At 43.8% G+C, this 14,844-nt stretch carries 11 protein-coding genes; 3 read left to right on the top strand and 8 right to left on the bottom strand.

Translation table 11 applies throughout. The annotated features are described in order from the left end of the window. Positions 1–13 precede the first annotated feature (13 nt). From HRU23_04975 to HRU23_04960, 4 genes are all read right to left on the bottom strand, one after another. Positions 14–952 (bottom strand): sugar ABC transporter permease, encoded by a 939-nt coding sequence (locus HRU23_04975; protein NRA53476.1) that lies wholly within the window; start codon positions 950–952, stop codon positions 14–16. 106 nt (positions 953–1,058) lie between these two features. Then, positions 1,059–2,378 (bottom strand): sugar ABC transporter substrate-binding protein, encoded by a 1,320-nt coding sequence (locus HRU23_04970; GenBank protein NRA53475.1) that lies wholly within the window; start codon positions 2,376–2,378, stop codon positions 1,059–1,061. 350 nt (positions 2,379–2,728) lie between these two features. Continuing rightward, complete coding sequence (locus tag HRU23_04965) at positions 2,729–3,625, bottom strand: helix-turn-helix domain-containing protein (GenBank protein ID NRA53474.1); 897 nt, start codon at positions 3,623–3,625, stop codon at positions 2,729–2,731. A gap of 298 nt (positions 3,626–3,923) precedes the next feature. Continuing rightward, complete coding sequence (locus tag HRU23_04960; GenBank protein ID NRA53473.1) at positions 3,924–5,081, bottom strand: iron-containing alcohol dehydrogenase; 1,158 nt, start codon at positions 5,079–5,081, stop codon at positions 3,924–3,926. A 164-nt stretch (positions 5,082–5,245) separates the two neighbouring features. Between HRU23_04960 and HRU23_04955 the strand changes: the two genes are divergently transcribed. The 3 genes from HRU23_04955 to HRU23_04945 all read left to right on the top strand — a co-directional run bounded on the left by HRU23_04955 (position 5,246) and on the right by HRU23_04945 (position 8,401). Continuing rightward, complete coding sequence (locus tag HRU23_04955) at positions 5,246–6,109, top strand: AraC family transcriptional regulator (GenBank protein ID NRA53472.1); 864 nt, start codon at positions 5,246–5,248, stop codon at positions 6,107–6,109. Positions 6,110–6,158: 49 nt separating this feature from the next. After that, positions 6,159–6,572 carry a PaaI family thioesterase gene (locus tag HRU23_04950; protein NRA53471.1) on the top strand — a complete coding sequence of 138 codons (414 nt, stop codon included), beginning with the start codon at positions 6,159–6,161 and terminating at the stop codon, positions 6,570–6,572. 209 nt (positions 6,573–6,781) lie between these two features. Further along, positions 6,782–8,401, top strand: a complete 1,620-nt coding sequence (locus HRU23_04945; protein ID NRA53470.1) for a diguanylate cyclase — start codon at positions 6,782–6,784, stop codon at positions 8,399–8,401. A gap of 10 nt (positions 8,402–8,411) precedes the next feature. Here the strand turns inward: HRU23_04945 and HRU23_04940 are convergent, their stop codons facing one another. Genes HRU23_04940 through HRU23_04925 form a run of 4 tightly spaced genes read right to left on the bottom strand, consistent with a single transcriptional unit; the run spans position 8,412 to position 14,826 of the window. Continuing rightward, complete coding sequence (locus tag HRU23_04940) at positions 8,412–9,665, bottom strand: HAMP domain-containing histidine kinase (protein ID NRA53469.1); 1,254 nt, start codon at positions 9,663–9,665, stop codon at positions 8,412–8,414. Positions 9,666–9,699: 34 nt separating this feature from the next. Further along, positions 9,700–10,371, bottom strand: a complete 672-nt coding sequence (locus tag HRU23_04935; protein ID NRA53468.1) for a response regulator transcription factor — start codon at positions 10,369–10,371, stop codon at positions 9,700–9,702. Continuing rightward, positions 10,361–13,558, bottom strand: a complete 3,198-nt coding sequence (locus HRU23_04930; protein NRA53467.1) for an efflux RND transporter permease subunit — start codon at positions 13,556–13,558, stop codon at positions 10,361–10,363. Before HRU23_04930 ends, HRU23_04935 begins: the two co-directional genes overlap by 11 nt. Further along, positions 13,558–14,826 (bottom strand): efflux RND transporter periplasmic adaptor subunit, encoded by a 1,269-nt coding sequence (locus HRU23_04925; GenBank protein NRA53466.1) that lies wholly within the window; start codon positions 14,824–14,826, stop codon positions 13,558–13,560. The genes HRU23_04930 and HRU23_04925 overlap by 1 nt, the downstream gene beginning before the upstream one ends. Positions 14,827–14,844: the final 18 nt, after the last annotated feature.

The following is a 14,844-nucleotide window of genomic DNA, read 5'->3' as shown; positions in this document are numbered from 1 at the left end:
CCTTTAGTATCAGTTACTTTTCGGTCAGGCTTTTGCCAACCAACCGCACGAGGAAGAAGGCGGCAATATTGGCCAGTAACACTGCGATTAAACCACCGGCAGAAGCTAAGCCGACGTCAAATTGCAATAATGCTTGGCTATAAATTAAATAGGCCAAATTGGTTGTTTCGTAGCCTGGACCACCACCGGTGGTGGTAAATATTTCGGCAAAAATCGACAGTAAAAAGATCGTTTCGATCATTACCACTACTGCGATTGGTCGCGCTAAATGAGGCAGAGTCAGGTGGCGAAATAACGCCCAAGGACCAGCACCATCAAGACGTGCGGCTTCTTGTTGTTCTTGATCTAAAGATTGCAGCGCGGTCATCAAAATTAAAATAGCGAAGGGCAGCCACTGCCAAGAAACAATCATAACAATTGAGAATAAGGGGTAATCAGTAAACCAGTCGATCGGCTGGGCACCAAAGAATTTCCAAATCGCGGTAAACACCCCAGCGACAGGATCTAGCAGTAAATTTTTCCAAACCAGCGCGTTAACCGTTGGCATAATGAAAAAAGGTGAAATCAGCATGACCCGGACAATGCCTTGGCCCCAAAATGGCTGATTAACTAACACCGATATAAGGACCCCGAATATGACAGTGATCAACAAAACTGCACCGACCAATATCAGGGTGTTGCTCATGCCTGCACCAAAACTTTCGTCGGTGAGGAAAAATTCAAAATTCTCTAAGCCAACAAAACCATTGTCGTTGGGGTAGAGCAAATTATAGCGGATTAAAGAAAAATAGATTGTCATCGACAGTGGAACAATCATCCAAAGCATTAATACGAATACTGACGGCGATACCATGTATCGGCTCATCTTGGCATTTTGCTTGGCTATTCCCGTGAGACTTTCCTTGCTGGTCGATGTGTTGGTTACATCTTGCTTTAAGGTGGTTGTATTCATAGCAAACTCACACAATACAGATTAGGCTAATAGCCTGAAAGGTATGCACTGTAAACTGCCATCGGCAATTACAGTGCATGGATAAAACGCAGATTAAACTTAGCGGTTACTTGTAGTAACGAGCACGTTTCATTTCGCGAGTTGTAACACGTTGTGCGCTTTTTAGGGCTTTCTCAACGCTCATTGAACCGGCTAGGGCACCAGAAAACAGCTTGCCTACTTGCGTAGCAATTGACTGAAATTCTGGAATTGCCGCAAACTGGACACCGACATAAGGCACGGGTTTTAACGTCGCGTCATTGGCGTCTGCTTTGTTTAACGATTCAAGTGTTTTGGCAGCAAAAGGTGCCGCAGCCATATATTGAGCATTGTCATAGGTTGATGCACGAGTGCCCGGAGGAACTTTAGCAATACCACTCTTAGCAGCGACCAATTGGCCGTATTCTTTAGAGGTGGCCCAAGTAACAAAGGCGGTTGCAGCTTCTTTGGCGTCAGAGCTTGTTGGCACTGCTAGCGCCCAAGACCAGAGCCAGCCAGCCCCTTTACTAGTAACTTGTTGAGGAGCCAAGGCAAAACCAACATCATCAGCAACTTTACTTTGCGACTTATCCGTTACAAAGGCACCAGCGACTGTTGCATCAACCCACATGCCACACTTGCCACTGTTAAATAGGGCTAAGTTTTCGTTGAAGCCATTAGCAGCAGCACCTGGAGGTCCGTATTTACCTAGCAGGTCAACGTATAAACTAAGTGTTTTAGTCCATTCTGGGCCAGTAAATTCAGGCTTCCAATTTTCGTCAAACCAACGCGCACCATGAGCATTAGACATCGTCGTAATTAATGCCATGTTTTCGCCCCAGCCAGCTTTACCGCGCAGACAAATCCCGTATTGACCCTGGTCTGGCTTATGCAGCTTTTGAGCAAAGCTCATTACCTGATCCCAACTAGGTTGGTTAGGCATCACTAGACCATTCTTTTCAAACAGATCCTTACGATAGTAAGTCATTGAGCTTTCTGCGTAAAAAGGTAGTGCGTACAAGGTGCCATCGGCAGACAGTGCGCCTTTTACCGCCGGAAAGATGTCGTCAACATCATAAGCAGCAGGCAGGTTGTCCATGGCGGTTAACCAGCCTTTTTTACCCCAGATCGGCGCTTCATATGCACCAATCGTCATCACATCAAACTGACCACCTTGAGTGGCAATATCTGTGGTTAAACGTTGGCGCAGCACGTTCTCTTCAAGAACTACCCACTTTAGTTTAATATCCGGGTGGCTTTGTTCAAACTCACCAGTAAAACCCTGCATTCGGACCATATCACCGTTGTTTACGGTGCCAATGGTGATAGTTGTTGCTGCTTCTGCTAGTGGAATGGAAGCTGCGATGCCAGCGCCCAAAATCGCAGGAAGGATACGCTTGATTGTCATATTCAAACCTCTATTTATTGTTATAGGTAATTTCTATGTATTTACTAATACCCAGTCATTCGTCATCTTCTGTGTATGAGCCATGGCATTACAGCATGTGTTTAACGAGTGAACAAATACACAGTCTTACCAAGATCTATACTTTTTTGTTGTTTTTTTGTTTGATCTAGATTGTTTTTTTATTTTAACTTAATTAACCTATTGTTATTTAATGGGATGAGTTAACTGGTCAGACGCGAAAAAGTATTTATTTTTACGGATTGTTAAATCGACATATCGAGTTTAGTGGCTCGAACTATTTGATTGTAGTTTGTTTTTTAAACAAGACTGGCAGGCTTTTTATTGCTGATTTAGTCCCGATAGAGGCTATCTGATGAAGTTTTTCGATATTCAGAGGGGGTCATTTTCTTAAGATCATAAAAACGGCGATTAAAGTTGGCGATATTGTTAAACCCAACCGAAAAACATATTTCAGTAATTGGCTCATTACTATGCGCTAGCTGTTCACAGGCTTTGTTGACCTTAAGGCTGTTAACAAACTCGATAAAACCATGTCCGGTTGATTGTTTGAAAAATTTAGAAAAATAGCTCGAACTCATCTTAAGGTGCGCTGCTGTTTCGGCAAGGGTAATCTGACCATCATAGTGTTCAAAGATATAAATAATAGCTTTATTCAAGCGATCTAACACCTTGTCATCTAGTTCTGGCACATAAGCCGATGTCGATAGGACCCGGTATTGGGTCATGGAAGCCAGTAGTTCGATTAAGGTCCAAAATCGAGTCAGGCGTCTAAAGCCGGTCGAATTAGCAATTTCTTCGAACAATTCGACTGCTTGAGATATTTCTCCAGCGTCTAAAAACTCAATGCCATAACGACCACGAGTCCAAAAAGGCTTTAAAGCGTGTAATTCAGGAAACGACTTTTCGCAGCGTTCAATAAAGTCCGGCGAAAAATTTATTACCCGATCGCGAATTGCAATTTGCTCGCCTTTATCAATTTGACTGATCCAATTGTGGGGCAGATTGGGGCCAACTAAAATTAAGCTGTTCGGACTGAAGTTGCCAATATAGTTACCAATAAAAACCTTGCCCGAACTTTCTGTGATCAGGTGTAATTCGTACTCTTCATGGTAATGCCAGCGGACTAATTGACTAGGAAAACCATGTTCGAGAAAGCGGATCGATTCGCCGCGTTGTTGATCAACGAGTTCAAATTGGGGCTGAACTAGTTTTTTTGATTTACTCATCATGACCTTCATTGCATCGCCGTAAGCGACCATAACTAATTGAGATGGTCTAATTGGCGAATTTGAGCCAAGAATAGCGCATGAATACGACGCAATCAATCTTAGAGGTTAATTACGAATGCCTTGCATGCTGCATGAGCATTTTTACGGCGTATTTGCTTAATGCATACCGCTATCTGGATAGCAATGGACAGACCACGGTGCCGACAGGGTATGAGGGTTGAAGCTAGGGATTTGAAAAAGAAAAACAATTTCAAGTTAAAAAAGGGGTAATTATCAGTTACCCCTAAATCTTTTTTTATAACGCGGCAATCAATATTTTACGCACAATATCTAGGGTTAAATCACCGGTTTCTGACAGATGAGTTAACTGCATTTTTTCCATATTGGAGACAACCTGATCGATGCCAGTTTCGTCGATTTGGTAATGAGATAGCTGGGTAACAATCTCAAGCGAATTAAAAAAGGCTTCGGTCTTGTCGATCGCACTATCGATCTTTTCGTCGTCAGTACCTGTCGTGATGTCCCAAACCCGCTCGGCAAATTGCAACAATTTAGCGCGTTTTTGGGCTTTACGTTCACGCATTAAGCTTGGCAAGATAATCGCGAGTGTACGACCGTGAGCAATGTCAAAGCTTGCTGTTAACTCATGACCAATCATATGAGCCGACCAATCGTGAGGTACGCCAACACCAATGATGCCGTTTAACGCCGAGGTCGCAGACCAGATAAAGTTTTTACGTGCGTCGAGATCTGTATTGTCGTTAAAGGTAACTGGGCCATCTTCAATCAGGGTTTTTAAAATGCCTTCAGAAAATCTGTCTTGAATTTTGGCATTGACCGGGTAAGTTAAATATTGCTCAAATACATGAACAAATGCATCGGCTACGCCGTTGGCTATCTGCTCTTTAGGCAAGGTCAGGGTTAAGTCAGGATCTAACACAGAAAACTTAGGAAAAACCAGCGGCGAACTAAATGGATATTTCTGCTGGTTAAGGGTGATGACACCGCCGCTGTTCATTTCTGAGCCAGTAGCAGGCAGCGTCGCAACACAACCAAATGCTACGGCGCTATCTGCAGGCACTGGCTTAAAGCCATGGCTTAGCAAACTGCTGTGATCGCTATCGACCTTGGCTGCTAACGCGATAAACTTGGTGCCGTCCATCACTGAACCGCCACCGAGCGCCAATAAAAAATCAATATTTTCAGCTTGGACAACAGCGACGGCTTTCATCAACGTCTCGAACTGTGGATTAGGTTCAACACCACCAAATTCAACAACGGTACGATCGCCCAACAGCTTAACTACTTTGTCTAACGTGCCATAGCGCTTAACGCTGCCGCCACCATAAATCACCAGTACTTTTGCATTAGCTGGGATGAGTTGGTCTAGTTCATGTAAACGCTCTTGGCCAAACACAATACGGGTTGGATTGTAATAATCGAAATTGTTCATGGTATGCCCTCTGTAATTTATTCATGCATATTACCAGCACTACAGATTGTTTGAATGGGCTAATCACTCAATTTCATGCCCAAAGCTATCATTGGTTGTTTTTTGGCTGGTTAGATTTTGTTGGCTAAGTATAATGTAAAGCAAGATACTCTTTGGAATACATCATGAATAACTTGGTTGATAATATCGCCTTACTTGCTACCAGTGAAGGTTATAACTCGACCCCGCTCGCGGGTGTTGGCATTTATAAAACCAGCCAATCAACCAAGCGAGAGCCGCTTTGTTATAGTCAGGGTATTATTATTGTGGTGCAAGGACAAAAGCGAGTCCATTTTGATCACAAGGCTTATGATTACAACCCTGACAACTATCTTGTATTAACGCTGCCGCTGCCCGCTGAGTGTGAAACCATTGTCGAGGCTGACAAGCCGTTACTCGCTTTGGTGATTAATTTTGATATGAGCATATTGAATGAGCTGGTTCGAATATTTGATGACCATGGAAAAATTATTCGCCATGACAGTCTTGGCGAAACTAAAGGTTTGTTTGTTGGTCGCTGCACTGAGCAATTTTCTTGTGCAATCACCCGATTATCACAATGTTTAAGCACTAAAATCGAGTGCGACATTATCGGCAATGGATTGATCCGAGAAATATTTTTTCATATCCTTAGTGGGCCACAAGCCGCGCCATTGTTTGCATTAGTGTCGCATAATACCCATTTGTCACGGATCGAGCGGGTCTTAAAACATTTGCATAGTAATTTTCAAGCACGGCTAGACGTTGAGCAGCTCGCCGCAATGGCCAACATGAGTAGTTCGACCTTTCATCGTAATTTTAAGCAGGTTACAGCTTCTTCACCGATTCAATACGTCAAAAAAATTCGCTTAAATCGGGCCAAAGAATTACTGATCGACCAAGGAATAAAAGTAAAACAAGCGGCGGGGCTGGTCGGTTACGACAGTCCAACCCAGTTTAGTCGTGAATTTAGCCGCTACTTTGGCCACAGTCCGAGAGAGTGCAGTTAACATCTTAATTGTCGGACATCATAATTATTAATTTATTATTGGAGTAACCATGGTCACCACAGCACAACTGAACCATTTCTTTAAAAATGATTTTCCTCAGGCCGATATTATCGTTGAACAGGTTGGTGGTAAGTCAGCGACAATAAGAAAACGGATCACCGAGCAACATTTACGCCCTGGTGGTACGGTTTCTGGGCCGGTATTAATGGAAGTGGCCGACGCTGCCTTATATGTCGCTATTTTGGGTGAACTTGGCTTGGTTGCAATGGCCGTTACGACCAACTTAAATATTAATTTTTTACGCAAGCCTGCTTCAGACCAAGATATTATCGCTCAGTGCACACTAATAAAAGTTGGCAAACTGCTGGTGATTGGCGAGGTATCGCTTTATTCCGAAGGCCTTGATGAGCCAGTCGCTCATGCTGTTGGTACTTATGCGATACCGCCAAAAATCGGATCATAACTTGGCCTAAATTATAATCGCAGGCTCTTTTTGCTTGCGATGAAAGCTTAGGGGAATTTCATATTTGAGCTTTCTCACCCTGATCTCTATTTTTGTATTGCCACGCCACAACGCTCAGCATATTTGACGTTTAATGACTACAATTAGCTCTATAGTTTGTCAGTTTTTTGTGCTGATTTTGGCGTGATCGCTGACGGTCGGGAGCTCAAATGAATTCTATTAAAACAATCATTCTCCGTTCATTCGCTATGTTACTGCTTTTAGGGGGCTTATGTTTGCTAATGATCGATCATCAGTTGCACCAGGGCATCGATAAGCGGGTGGAAACAGAGTTAAAATGGCTCGCGGAGTTTGCGGTGGAAACTATCGCGATTGCCAATGTCGAATTAAAGACTAAGCGGATCGACCCTATTGCTAAACGGTTAAAAAAAACATCCGGGGCTAGGTTCACGTTTATTAATGACCATGGTTGGGTGATTGGTGATTCAGATGTCGCTTTTAATCAGGTTGTTTCAATGGCTAACCACATCGAGCGATCCGAAATACAGCAGGCGTTGCAGTCTGGGCATGGTAGCGCCAGACGTCATAGTGAGACCCTGCATCACGATTTTTTTTACGTAGCAATACTTAAGACTATTGAGATAAACGGCCGCCCCGTTGATCTCTTTGCTCGGGTTTCATTTTCTGCTGAGACTATCAGCGCTCAAATCATGGATATGCGACTTACATTATTGGTAATCTCGACATTTGGAGTCGTTACTTTAACGATAATTATCGTTATCGCCATGCGTAGAATGGCTAGGGCGAAAGAGCGTGAGCAACAAATTCTTAAAAGTAAATTAGATCAACAAGACAGTGAAATTGAGGCGATGCAAGAGCTAGATTCGCTATTAGGTGCTTGCATTGAATTGGATGATGCTAACAAGGTTATTAATCAGCTGTTACCCAATCTATTAGACCAATCTAGTGGTGGTATTTCCGTTTATAAATCTTCCAGAAATACCCTAGTAACAGATATGTTTTGGGGGAAGCCTTGGTTAGCAGATACTGAATTTCCCCCGAATCAATGCTGGGCGCTGCGCAAAGGGCATGAGCATTTATTTAATGGTGGTGCCAAGGGCGTTGCTTGTGAGCATTTTAGTCAAGACCAAGCGCTAAACCAATCATCATTATGTGTGCCTTTGATTGCGCATGGCGAAACAGTTGGGGTGATGCATATTCATCAACAACAATTTTCAGATCAGCTAATTACATTGATTAACTCTGTGGCTAAAAGAATTGGTATTGCAATTGCCAACGTCCAGCTAAAACACAGCCTGCGCCAGCAGGCGATAAGAGACAGTTTAACCAATCTTTATAATCGTCGATATTTATTTGAAACACTCGAACAGCTGGTCGCTCGGTCGCTAAGATCCAACAGTCCTATTGGCATAATAATGATAGATATTGACCATTTTAAAAAACTCAATGATAGCTACGGTCATGATGCCGGTGATATCGCACTTAAAACTGCGGCCGATTTTTTTGTTAAAGGCACCAGAGCAGGTGATGTGGTGTGCCGTTATGGCGGCGAAGAATTTTGTATCGTTTGCCCTGATAGCTCAATTGAGCAAACTGTCTCAATTGCACAAAAGATATGTATTGGCGTCGCAGGCTTAGAAATAAAAATTAATCACAATGAAAAAATAACCATGACTTTGTCGGCCGGTGTTTCAGCCTTCGTAGATGAAGAAAACATGATTCACGGGGTGATATCACAGGCAGATCAAGCCTTATACCAAGCTAAATCAGATGGCCGTAATTGTGTTAGAGCTTTTAAGTTTATATGACAAGTTATTGTTAATCAGTTAAATAAACGGTTACCTGGTAACCATTGCTTAATTGCTCGGTGCTATAACGCCAATTAAATTGCTTAGTTAGCTTTTCGACCAGCAACATGCCCAAACCAAAACCTAATTCATCATTGGTTTGATTGTTATCATTTGGATTTGATTCAATATTGGTAATAACCACCTGATGACCTTGTTGCACTATTGCCACATGCCCTGACTGGGTATGTTGAAATGCGTTGCGAATTAAATTGTTTAGCACAATAACACCGGGGGTTTTAGCCAGTTCAATCAATTGCTGATCAACCTTAAGGTTAACCTCAACCGACTTTCCTGCCAGTAAATAATTGAGTTCGTGTGCCACATGCTCAACTAACTGACCTAAGCAAACCTGCTCAACACTCATTTTTGTCTCACCTTCACGACTGAGCCACAATAAGGTTTCTGTCATTGATTTCATCGTTAGGCTAGCGCGCTCAATTCTATCGCGAATAATGCGTTCTTTATCGGATGGTGTCGGGTTAACCTTTTCGAGCAAGGCGCTATTGCTTCTTAGTACCGCTATTGGAGTGCGTAATTCGTGACTGGCGTAATTTAAAAAACTTTGTTCACGTTTAATCGATTGCGCCACTGAGACTAAATTTTGGTGGATTAGGCTAGCTAAGCCATTAAGTTCTTTAAACTTAAAGTCAGGAAGTGGCGCTGATAAGTCGTTTATTTTTAGTGTTTTAGCCCATTGTTGCAATGACTCCATTGGCAGCGCGACTTTTTTGAAAATAGTCAGCAACGTAACCACGAACAACATAATGCCGGCGCAACCAACAATGATTATCCACACCAAAGGATCTATTACAAAGCCTTCTTTAGCCTGAACATTTTCTCGTAAACGTTCATTAAAACGTGACACAAATATTAGCTGATCATCGCGCTCAACCACCATTAATGAATAGGCTTTTTCAGGGGGGGCAATATAGATCCAATCAACAAATATTGAGTGATGCACGTTCTTTTCGACAGGGATGGTCTTAAATCGATCTCGCACGGGCTGTGGCACTTTGTTCCAGTCGGTGGTGACATGGAAATGTAATACCTGTTGCTCATCTTTGCCGTCTTGTGGATATTGCGCGCCAATGTCTAACATTAAGCCTTCAACCACCATATCGAGGGTTCCCACAAACAATCGACCACTTTGGTAAGAATAAATAACCGCAATAACCAGCACCAAGCTGGTTAATAAGCTAAAAATGTAAGTGCGAATGCTCATAAGGACTCTGTTTTATTGGGTAAGGCTGAGGCGGTTAATCTTGTTTTAATGCAAAACCAAATCCAGTTTCGGTGGCGACCGAAATATTAGCCTCAACGCGTTCAAGTTGTTTGCGCAAATGGTGAATATGCACTTTTAAGCTATTACTATCGGGTTGGTCGTCGCCCCATACTGCTTGCATCAAGGCCAATCGAGAGACAGGTTTTTCTGCCTCGCGCATTAGTTTCTCTAACAGCTTAAAAGTAATTGGCGTCAGTTTTAACGCTTTATCGTTAAAGCTGGCGGTTTTTTCTTTTAATTGCAGTGCAAGCTGGCCAACAGTCAGGCTGCTTACCTGACCGCTTCGCCGAGTTGATAATGCTTTAACTCGCATTAATAGCTCTTCAATTTCAAAGGGTTTAACCAAATAATCATCGGTGCCAGCGTCAAAGCCGGCCATTTTGTCGCGCAAGGTGTCGCGCGCTGTTAGCATTAAAATAGGGGTGTCATTGCTGTTAGCCCTTACTTTTTGGCACACCGACAGGCCGTCCATCCGCGGTAAATTAAGGTCGAGAATAACCACCTGATAGGGGTTAGCCTCGATTAATGCTAAGCCCTGAACCCCGTTGGCGGCATGATCGCATTGAATATCTTCAAACTCAAAGTAGTCAACCACGGTTGCAGCCAGATCAATATCGTCTTCAACCAGTAATACACTAATGCTCATGTTGTACGTTCCCGTTGGGTGTGTGGCTAAACTTGGCTTTTAGATTATCGATAGCAGATATCGCATCTTGATGGATCATTAATAATGACGGCACTAACAGCAAAGTAATAAACGTTGCGAATAAAATACCATAACCAAGCGACGCCGCGGCAGGAATAATAAACTGAGCTTGCGGTGACGTTTCACTTAGTAACGGCATTAAGCCGGCGTAAGTGGTGATTGACGTTAATAACACCGCCCGTAATCGCCCGGTACAAGCTGCGACTATCGCATCAGATATTTTGTCTGTGGTGGTTTTAACCTGATTAAAACGAGACACTAACAACAAGCTGTCATTTACCACCACGCCGCTTAAGGCAACAATGCCATTAAAAGACAAAATACTTAACACCATATCATTAAGCCAATGGCCCAAGATAGCACCGACTAAACCAAATGGAATCACCATCATAATGATGACCGGTTGAACGTACGAGCGCAATGGAATGGCTAGCAGAATATAAATTGCCGCCATTGCCATCATAAATAAGCGGGTCATAGAATCTGCTGTTTCGGCTTGTTCTTCCGCTTCACCAGCAAAATGAATGGTTAAATCTGGATAACGATTGGCTAAATCCGGGATCAGAGTTTTTTGCAATTGACTGACCAACTCACTTGACGAAATGATCTGCTTATCAACCTGAGCGCTCACATATACTGCCGGTAAGCCTGAGATACGGGTAATATCATTTTGTTGATATTGTTCGGTAATTGTTGCTACCACCGACAACGGCACCACTTGACCATTGCTTAATCTAACTGTGGCGTTCGTGACATCGCTGAGGGTTTGGCGCTCACTTTGCGGGTAACGAATACGAACCTTTACTTGATCTTTATCGCGTTGATAGCTTTGAACTACTTCACCACCAAACGCTTGCAGTACTTGGCGTGAAAGCCCTTGAGTCGTTAAGCCTAGTGCCAAACCTTGTTCGTTTAACGCCAAATGCAGCTGCGCCTGACCTGAATCAAAATTATCATCAATGCCAGATACGCCAGCAATACGGCTAATGGCGGCTTTTATCTCTTGCCCTGCGGTGCTGATCGTGTCGGTATTCCACGCTTTGAGTTCAACTTTAAAGTTATCACCACCGCCAAAACCAGAACGAATATCGAGTTTACGCACGCCTTCAGGCATTTTTGCGATAGCTTTCCAGGCGCTGGCGAAGTCATTTAATGAATAAGGCGCGTTTTTGTCGAGCTCAACAGTAATGGATCCCGCCAAATCACTTTCACCGATCACTTCAATGGTGTCAATGGCGCTGCCAGGTTGGTCATGTTGCGCCATTAATTGTTGATCGGCCATGGTGGCGGCCAGCTCGATGGCGACTAAGTTTTTAGTGGTTTGGCCGAAACTGGCATCGTTTTGCATCGACACACTGGCTTGGATGACACTGCCGGGAATATCAGGGAAAAACGCGGTGCGCACACTGCCGTTGGACAACATGCCAATGACTAAAATAAAGATCGCAATAAAACCACTGACCACCGCATAGCGGTAGCTAATTGCCCACTTTATTGCCGGTAAATATACTTTGTGGTTAAACCATTGCAAGCCATTATCGGCGCCAGCCTGAATGCGAGACCATAAGCGCCCTAAGCCTGACTTTGCTTTGCTATGAGTATTTAAATGGGCTAAATGAGCCGGTAATATTAACTTAGACTCGACCATCGACAGTAATAAACAGATAGTTACCACGACCGCAAACTGCGAATAAACTTGGCCCATCATGCCATCAACATTAGCCAAAGCAACAAAGGTAGCCACTGTCGTTAGCACGCCAAAAATAGTCGGTACCGCCACTTTTTTGGTCCCTAAAATAGTGCTTTCAATACTGTCACCTTGCTCTTTACGGGTCGAGTAAATGCTTTCTCCGACCACAACGGCGTCATCGACCACTATGCCGAGCGCTAAAATGAAGCCAAAGGTGGTCATTTCATTAATCGTCATCGCGGTGAAGCTGTCGGTCATAAAAAATAAGGTGCCGCAGAAAATAAACGGCAACCCAGCGGTGACCCAAAAGGCGACGCGTAGGTTTAAAAACAGCGCCAAGACAATAAAGACTAACGCAATGCCAGACAGGGCATTTTTAACCAGCAATGCCAAACGATCACGAATTAAGGTGCCGCCATCATTCCATGTTTCGACAAAAACATGCTGTGGCAACAAGGTGCTTTCTTGCCATTTAGCGACGATGTTGTTGGCTTGTTCGACAATTTTTAAGACATCGCCACTACCATCGACATTAATTTCAACCCCAATGCCCGGTAGGCCGTTGTAACGACCAATCACTAAGACATCATCCGCGAATTGATCATTAATTTTGGCGACATCGCCTAGTAAAACCTGACTACCATCGGCTTGGGTTAGCAACGGAATATTAGCGAATTCTTGCTGCTGATAAGCTTGTTCAGCCACTTTTAATCGCATTACCTTGTCGGCGTTGCGTAAGCTGGTAGAGATTGCTGTTGCTGATTCGTTGTTGACGATCGTGGCGACATCAGTAAATGATAAATTATAGGCTTGCAGCTTTTGCTCATCGAGTTCAATCGACATCATCGGCTCGGCTTCGCCGGTAATTTCAACATTAGAAATAGCCGATTGCGCTAACAAGTCTGCTTTTAAACGCTGGGCAATGGCTTGTAATGCTGCACGGTCACTGCCGCCAAATATTTTTACTGAATAAGCGTGTTGTAAATTGGTTGCCTCTTCAATAACCGGGTTTTCAGCCCCTTGCGGAAAGTTATGGATTGCATCTACTTTGGCTTTTATATCGCGTAATAAAATAGCGATATCGTAGTCAGATTTTCCTTCGACCACGACCGAGCTGCCGCTCGCGTTAGATGTTGAAGTAATGCGTTTAATGCCTTGTACCGTGGCGAGCGCTTCTTCAATTTTTATCGCAATGCCTTCTTCAGACAACTTGGCATCGCCACTGTCATAAGTCATTGAAATGCGCACTGAGTTAGCGTCAAATGCCGGAAATGCTTCTTTGCGTAACTGGTTAAACGACATTAAGCCTAAAAAGATAATGGTTAACATCAGTAAATTGGCCGCAACCGAGTTGCCAGCAAACCACGCGATAATGCCGCCTTGCTTGGTATTACTGTGATTTAGGGGGCTGTTATTTGAAGGGCTTTGTAACGACATTACAATAACTCCTGCGCGACATCAGCGCTTGATTTAGTCACCTGAGCCGACTGAGTTGATTGAGTTTCTTTGGCGCCAAGCTGACTCATTTGCTGAGAGCGCTGCTCATTGTTTGCTTGCACTTTCATGTTGGTCAAATAACTGGCGAGCGGTCTTTTTACAATGCTAGCCTGCGTTAGTGGCTGTTGCGGTTTCACGTAAACATGATTGCCTTGCGAAAAAATAACATTAACGGCAAGTTGATTAAGTAAGCCGTCGTTGTCGACCTGCCATACCGAATTACTATCGATTAATGCCGAGGTCGGCAGTTGCCATAATTGTGAAATAGCGAGGCCTTTGATGGTCGCTTTAACAAAGGTGCCCGGATATAGCGGCGTGTCGAGTGAAAGAGGTCGCTTGATGGTGACAATCAGAGAACGTTGACGACTGCTGCTGTTGATATGTTGCTCAAAACGGTTGACGGTTGCGACCCATTGGTTAGTGCTGGTTTGATCGGTTAACAGCACTTCAATATTAGCTAATCGTTCAAGACTGTTTGGTAATTGCTCAAGGCTGTTCGGTAATAACTGCCATTGTTGGGGTGATAATGGCAGTGCCACCTCAAATAATGCAATGTCATACAACTGAGCTATTTGGCTGCCAACTTGTAGGTTGCTGCCCATTTGCACTGCTTTAGAGACCACTAAGGCGTCAAATGGCGCGCGTATTTTTGTTTGTGACAAGTCGTACTTAGCTTTAGCCACCTGGATGCTTGCTAATGAGAATTCAGCCTTGGCTGCCGCCAGTTGCGGTTTGCGCAAAACTAAGTCAGACGCTTGCTCTGCCGCCAAGCCCGATTGTTGCCATTCTTGAGCAGCTTGTTCACTGTTTAATTTTTCCTGCGCTAATGCCAGCTTGGCGTTTGCCAAAGATACTTGAGCATTCGCTAAGGCCTGCTCGTAAACAATCGGCTCAATTTGGGCGAGCAACTGACCTTTCTTAACGCTATTACCGGTTAAAAATGTCGGTGATAAATAAGTAACCTTGCCACTGACTTGTGAGGTTAATGTCAGTTGATTGCTCGATTTAACTTCACCGTAAGCTGTCACTGTCGCTTGATGCGATATTGGCGTTGCTTGAATAACTGAGACCATTGGGCTCTGCACGGCTTTTTTCGGTGGTTGGGCTTGCTGGTGGCCAGTCGATGATGCCGAGTTAAAGGCAACGGCTAAAAAAATACTGGCGATCCCGGCGACTGAGGCAAGCGATGTTTTGGTGATAATTTTCATAATTTAAACTCCTAAACC

This window comes from Gammaproteobacteria bacterium (assembly GCA_013214945.1).
Taxonomy (GTDB): domain Bacteria; phylum Pseudomonadota; class Gammaproteobacteria; order Enterobacterales; family Psychrobiaceae; genus Psychrobium.
This window is presented reverse-complemented; position numbering and strand designations above follow the sequence as displayed.

Coding starts and splice junctions, on each gene's coding strand:
- HRU23_04975 (NRA53476.1), bottom strand. CDS start 952: ATGAATACAACCACCTTAAAGCAAGATGTAACCAACACATCGACCAGC.
- HRU23_04970 (NRA53475.1), bottom strand. CDS start 2,378: ATGACAATCAAGCGTATCCTTCCTGCGATTTTGGGCGCTGGCATCGCA.
- HRU23_04965 (NRA53474.1), bottom strand. CDS start 3,625: ATGAGTAAATCAAAAAAACTAGTTCAGCCCCAATTTGAACTCGTTGAT.
- HRU23_04960 (NRA53473.1), bottom strand. CDS start 5,081: ATGAACAATTTCGATTATTACAATCCAACCCGTATTGTGTTTGGCCAA.
- HRU23_04955 (NRA53472.1), top strand. CDS start 5,246: ATGAATAACTTGGTTGATAATATCGCCTTACTTGCTACCAGTGAAGGT.
- HRU23_04950 (NRA53471.1), top strand. CDS start 6,159: ATGGTCACCACAGCACAACTGAACCATTTCTTTAAAAATGATTTTCCT.
- HRU23_04945 (NRA53470.1), top strand. CDS start 6,782: ATGAATTCTATTAAAACAATCATTCTCCGTTCATTCGCTATGTTACTG.
- HRU23_04940 (NRA53469.1), bottom strand. CDS start 9,665: ATGAGCATTCGCACTTACATTTTTAGCTTATTAACCAGCTTGGTGCTG.
- HRU23_04935 (NRA53468.1), bottom strand. CDS start 10,371: ATGAGCATTAGTGTATTACTGGTTGAAGACGATATTGATCTGGCTGCA.
- HRU23_04930 (NRA53467.1), bottom strand. CDS start 13,558: ATGTCGTTACAAAGCCCTTCAAATAACAGCCCCCTAAATCACAGTAAT.
- HRU23_04925 (NRA53466.1), bottom strand. CDS start 14,826: ATGAAAATTATCACCAAAACATCGCTTGCCTCAGTCGCCGGGATCGCC.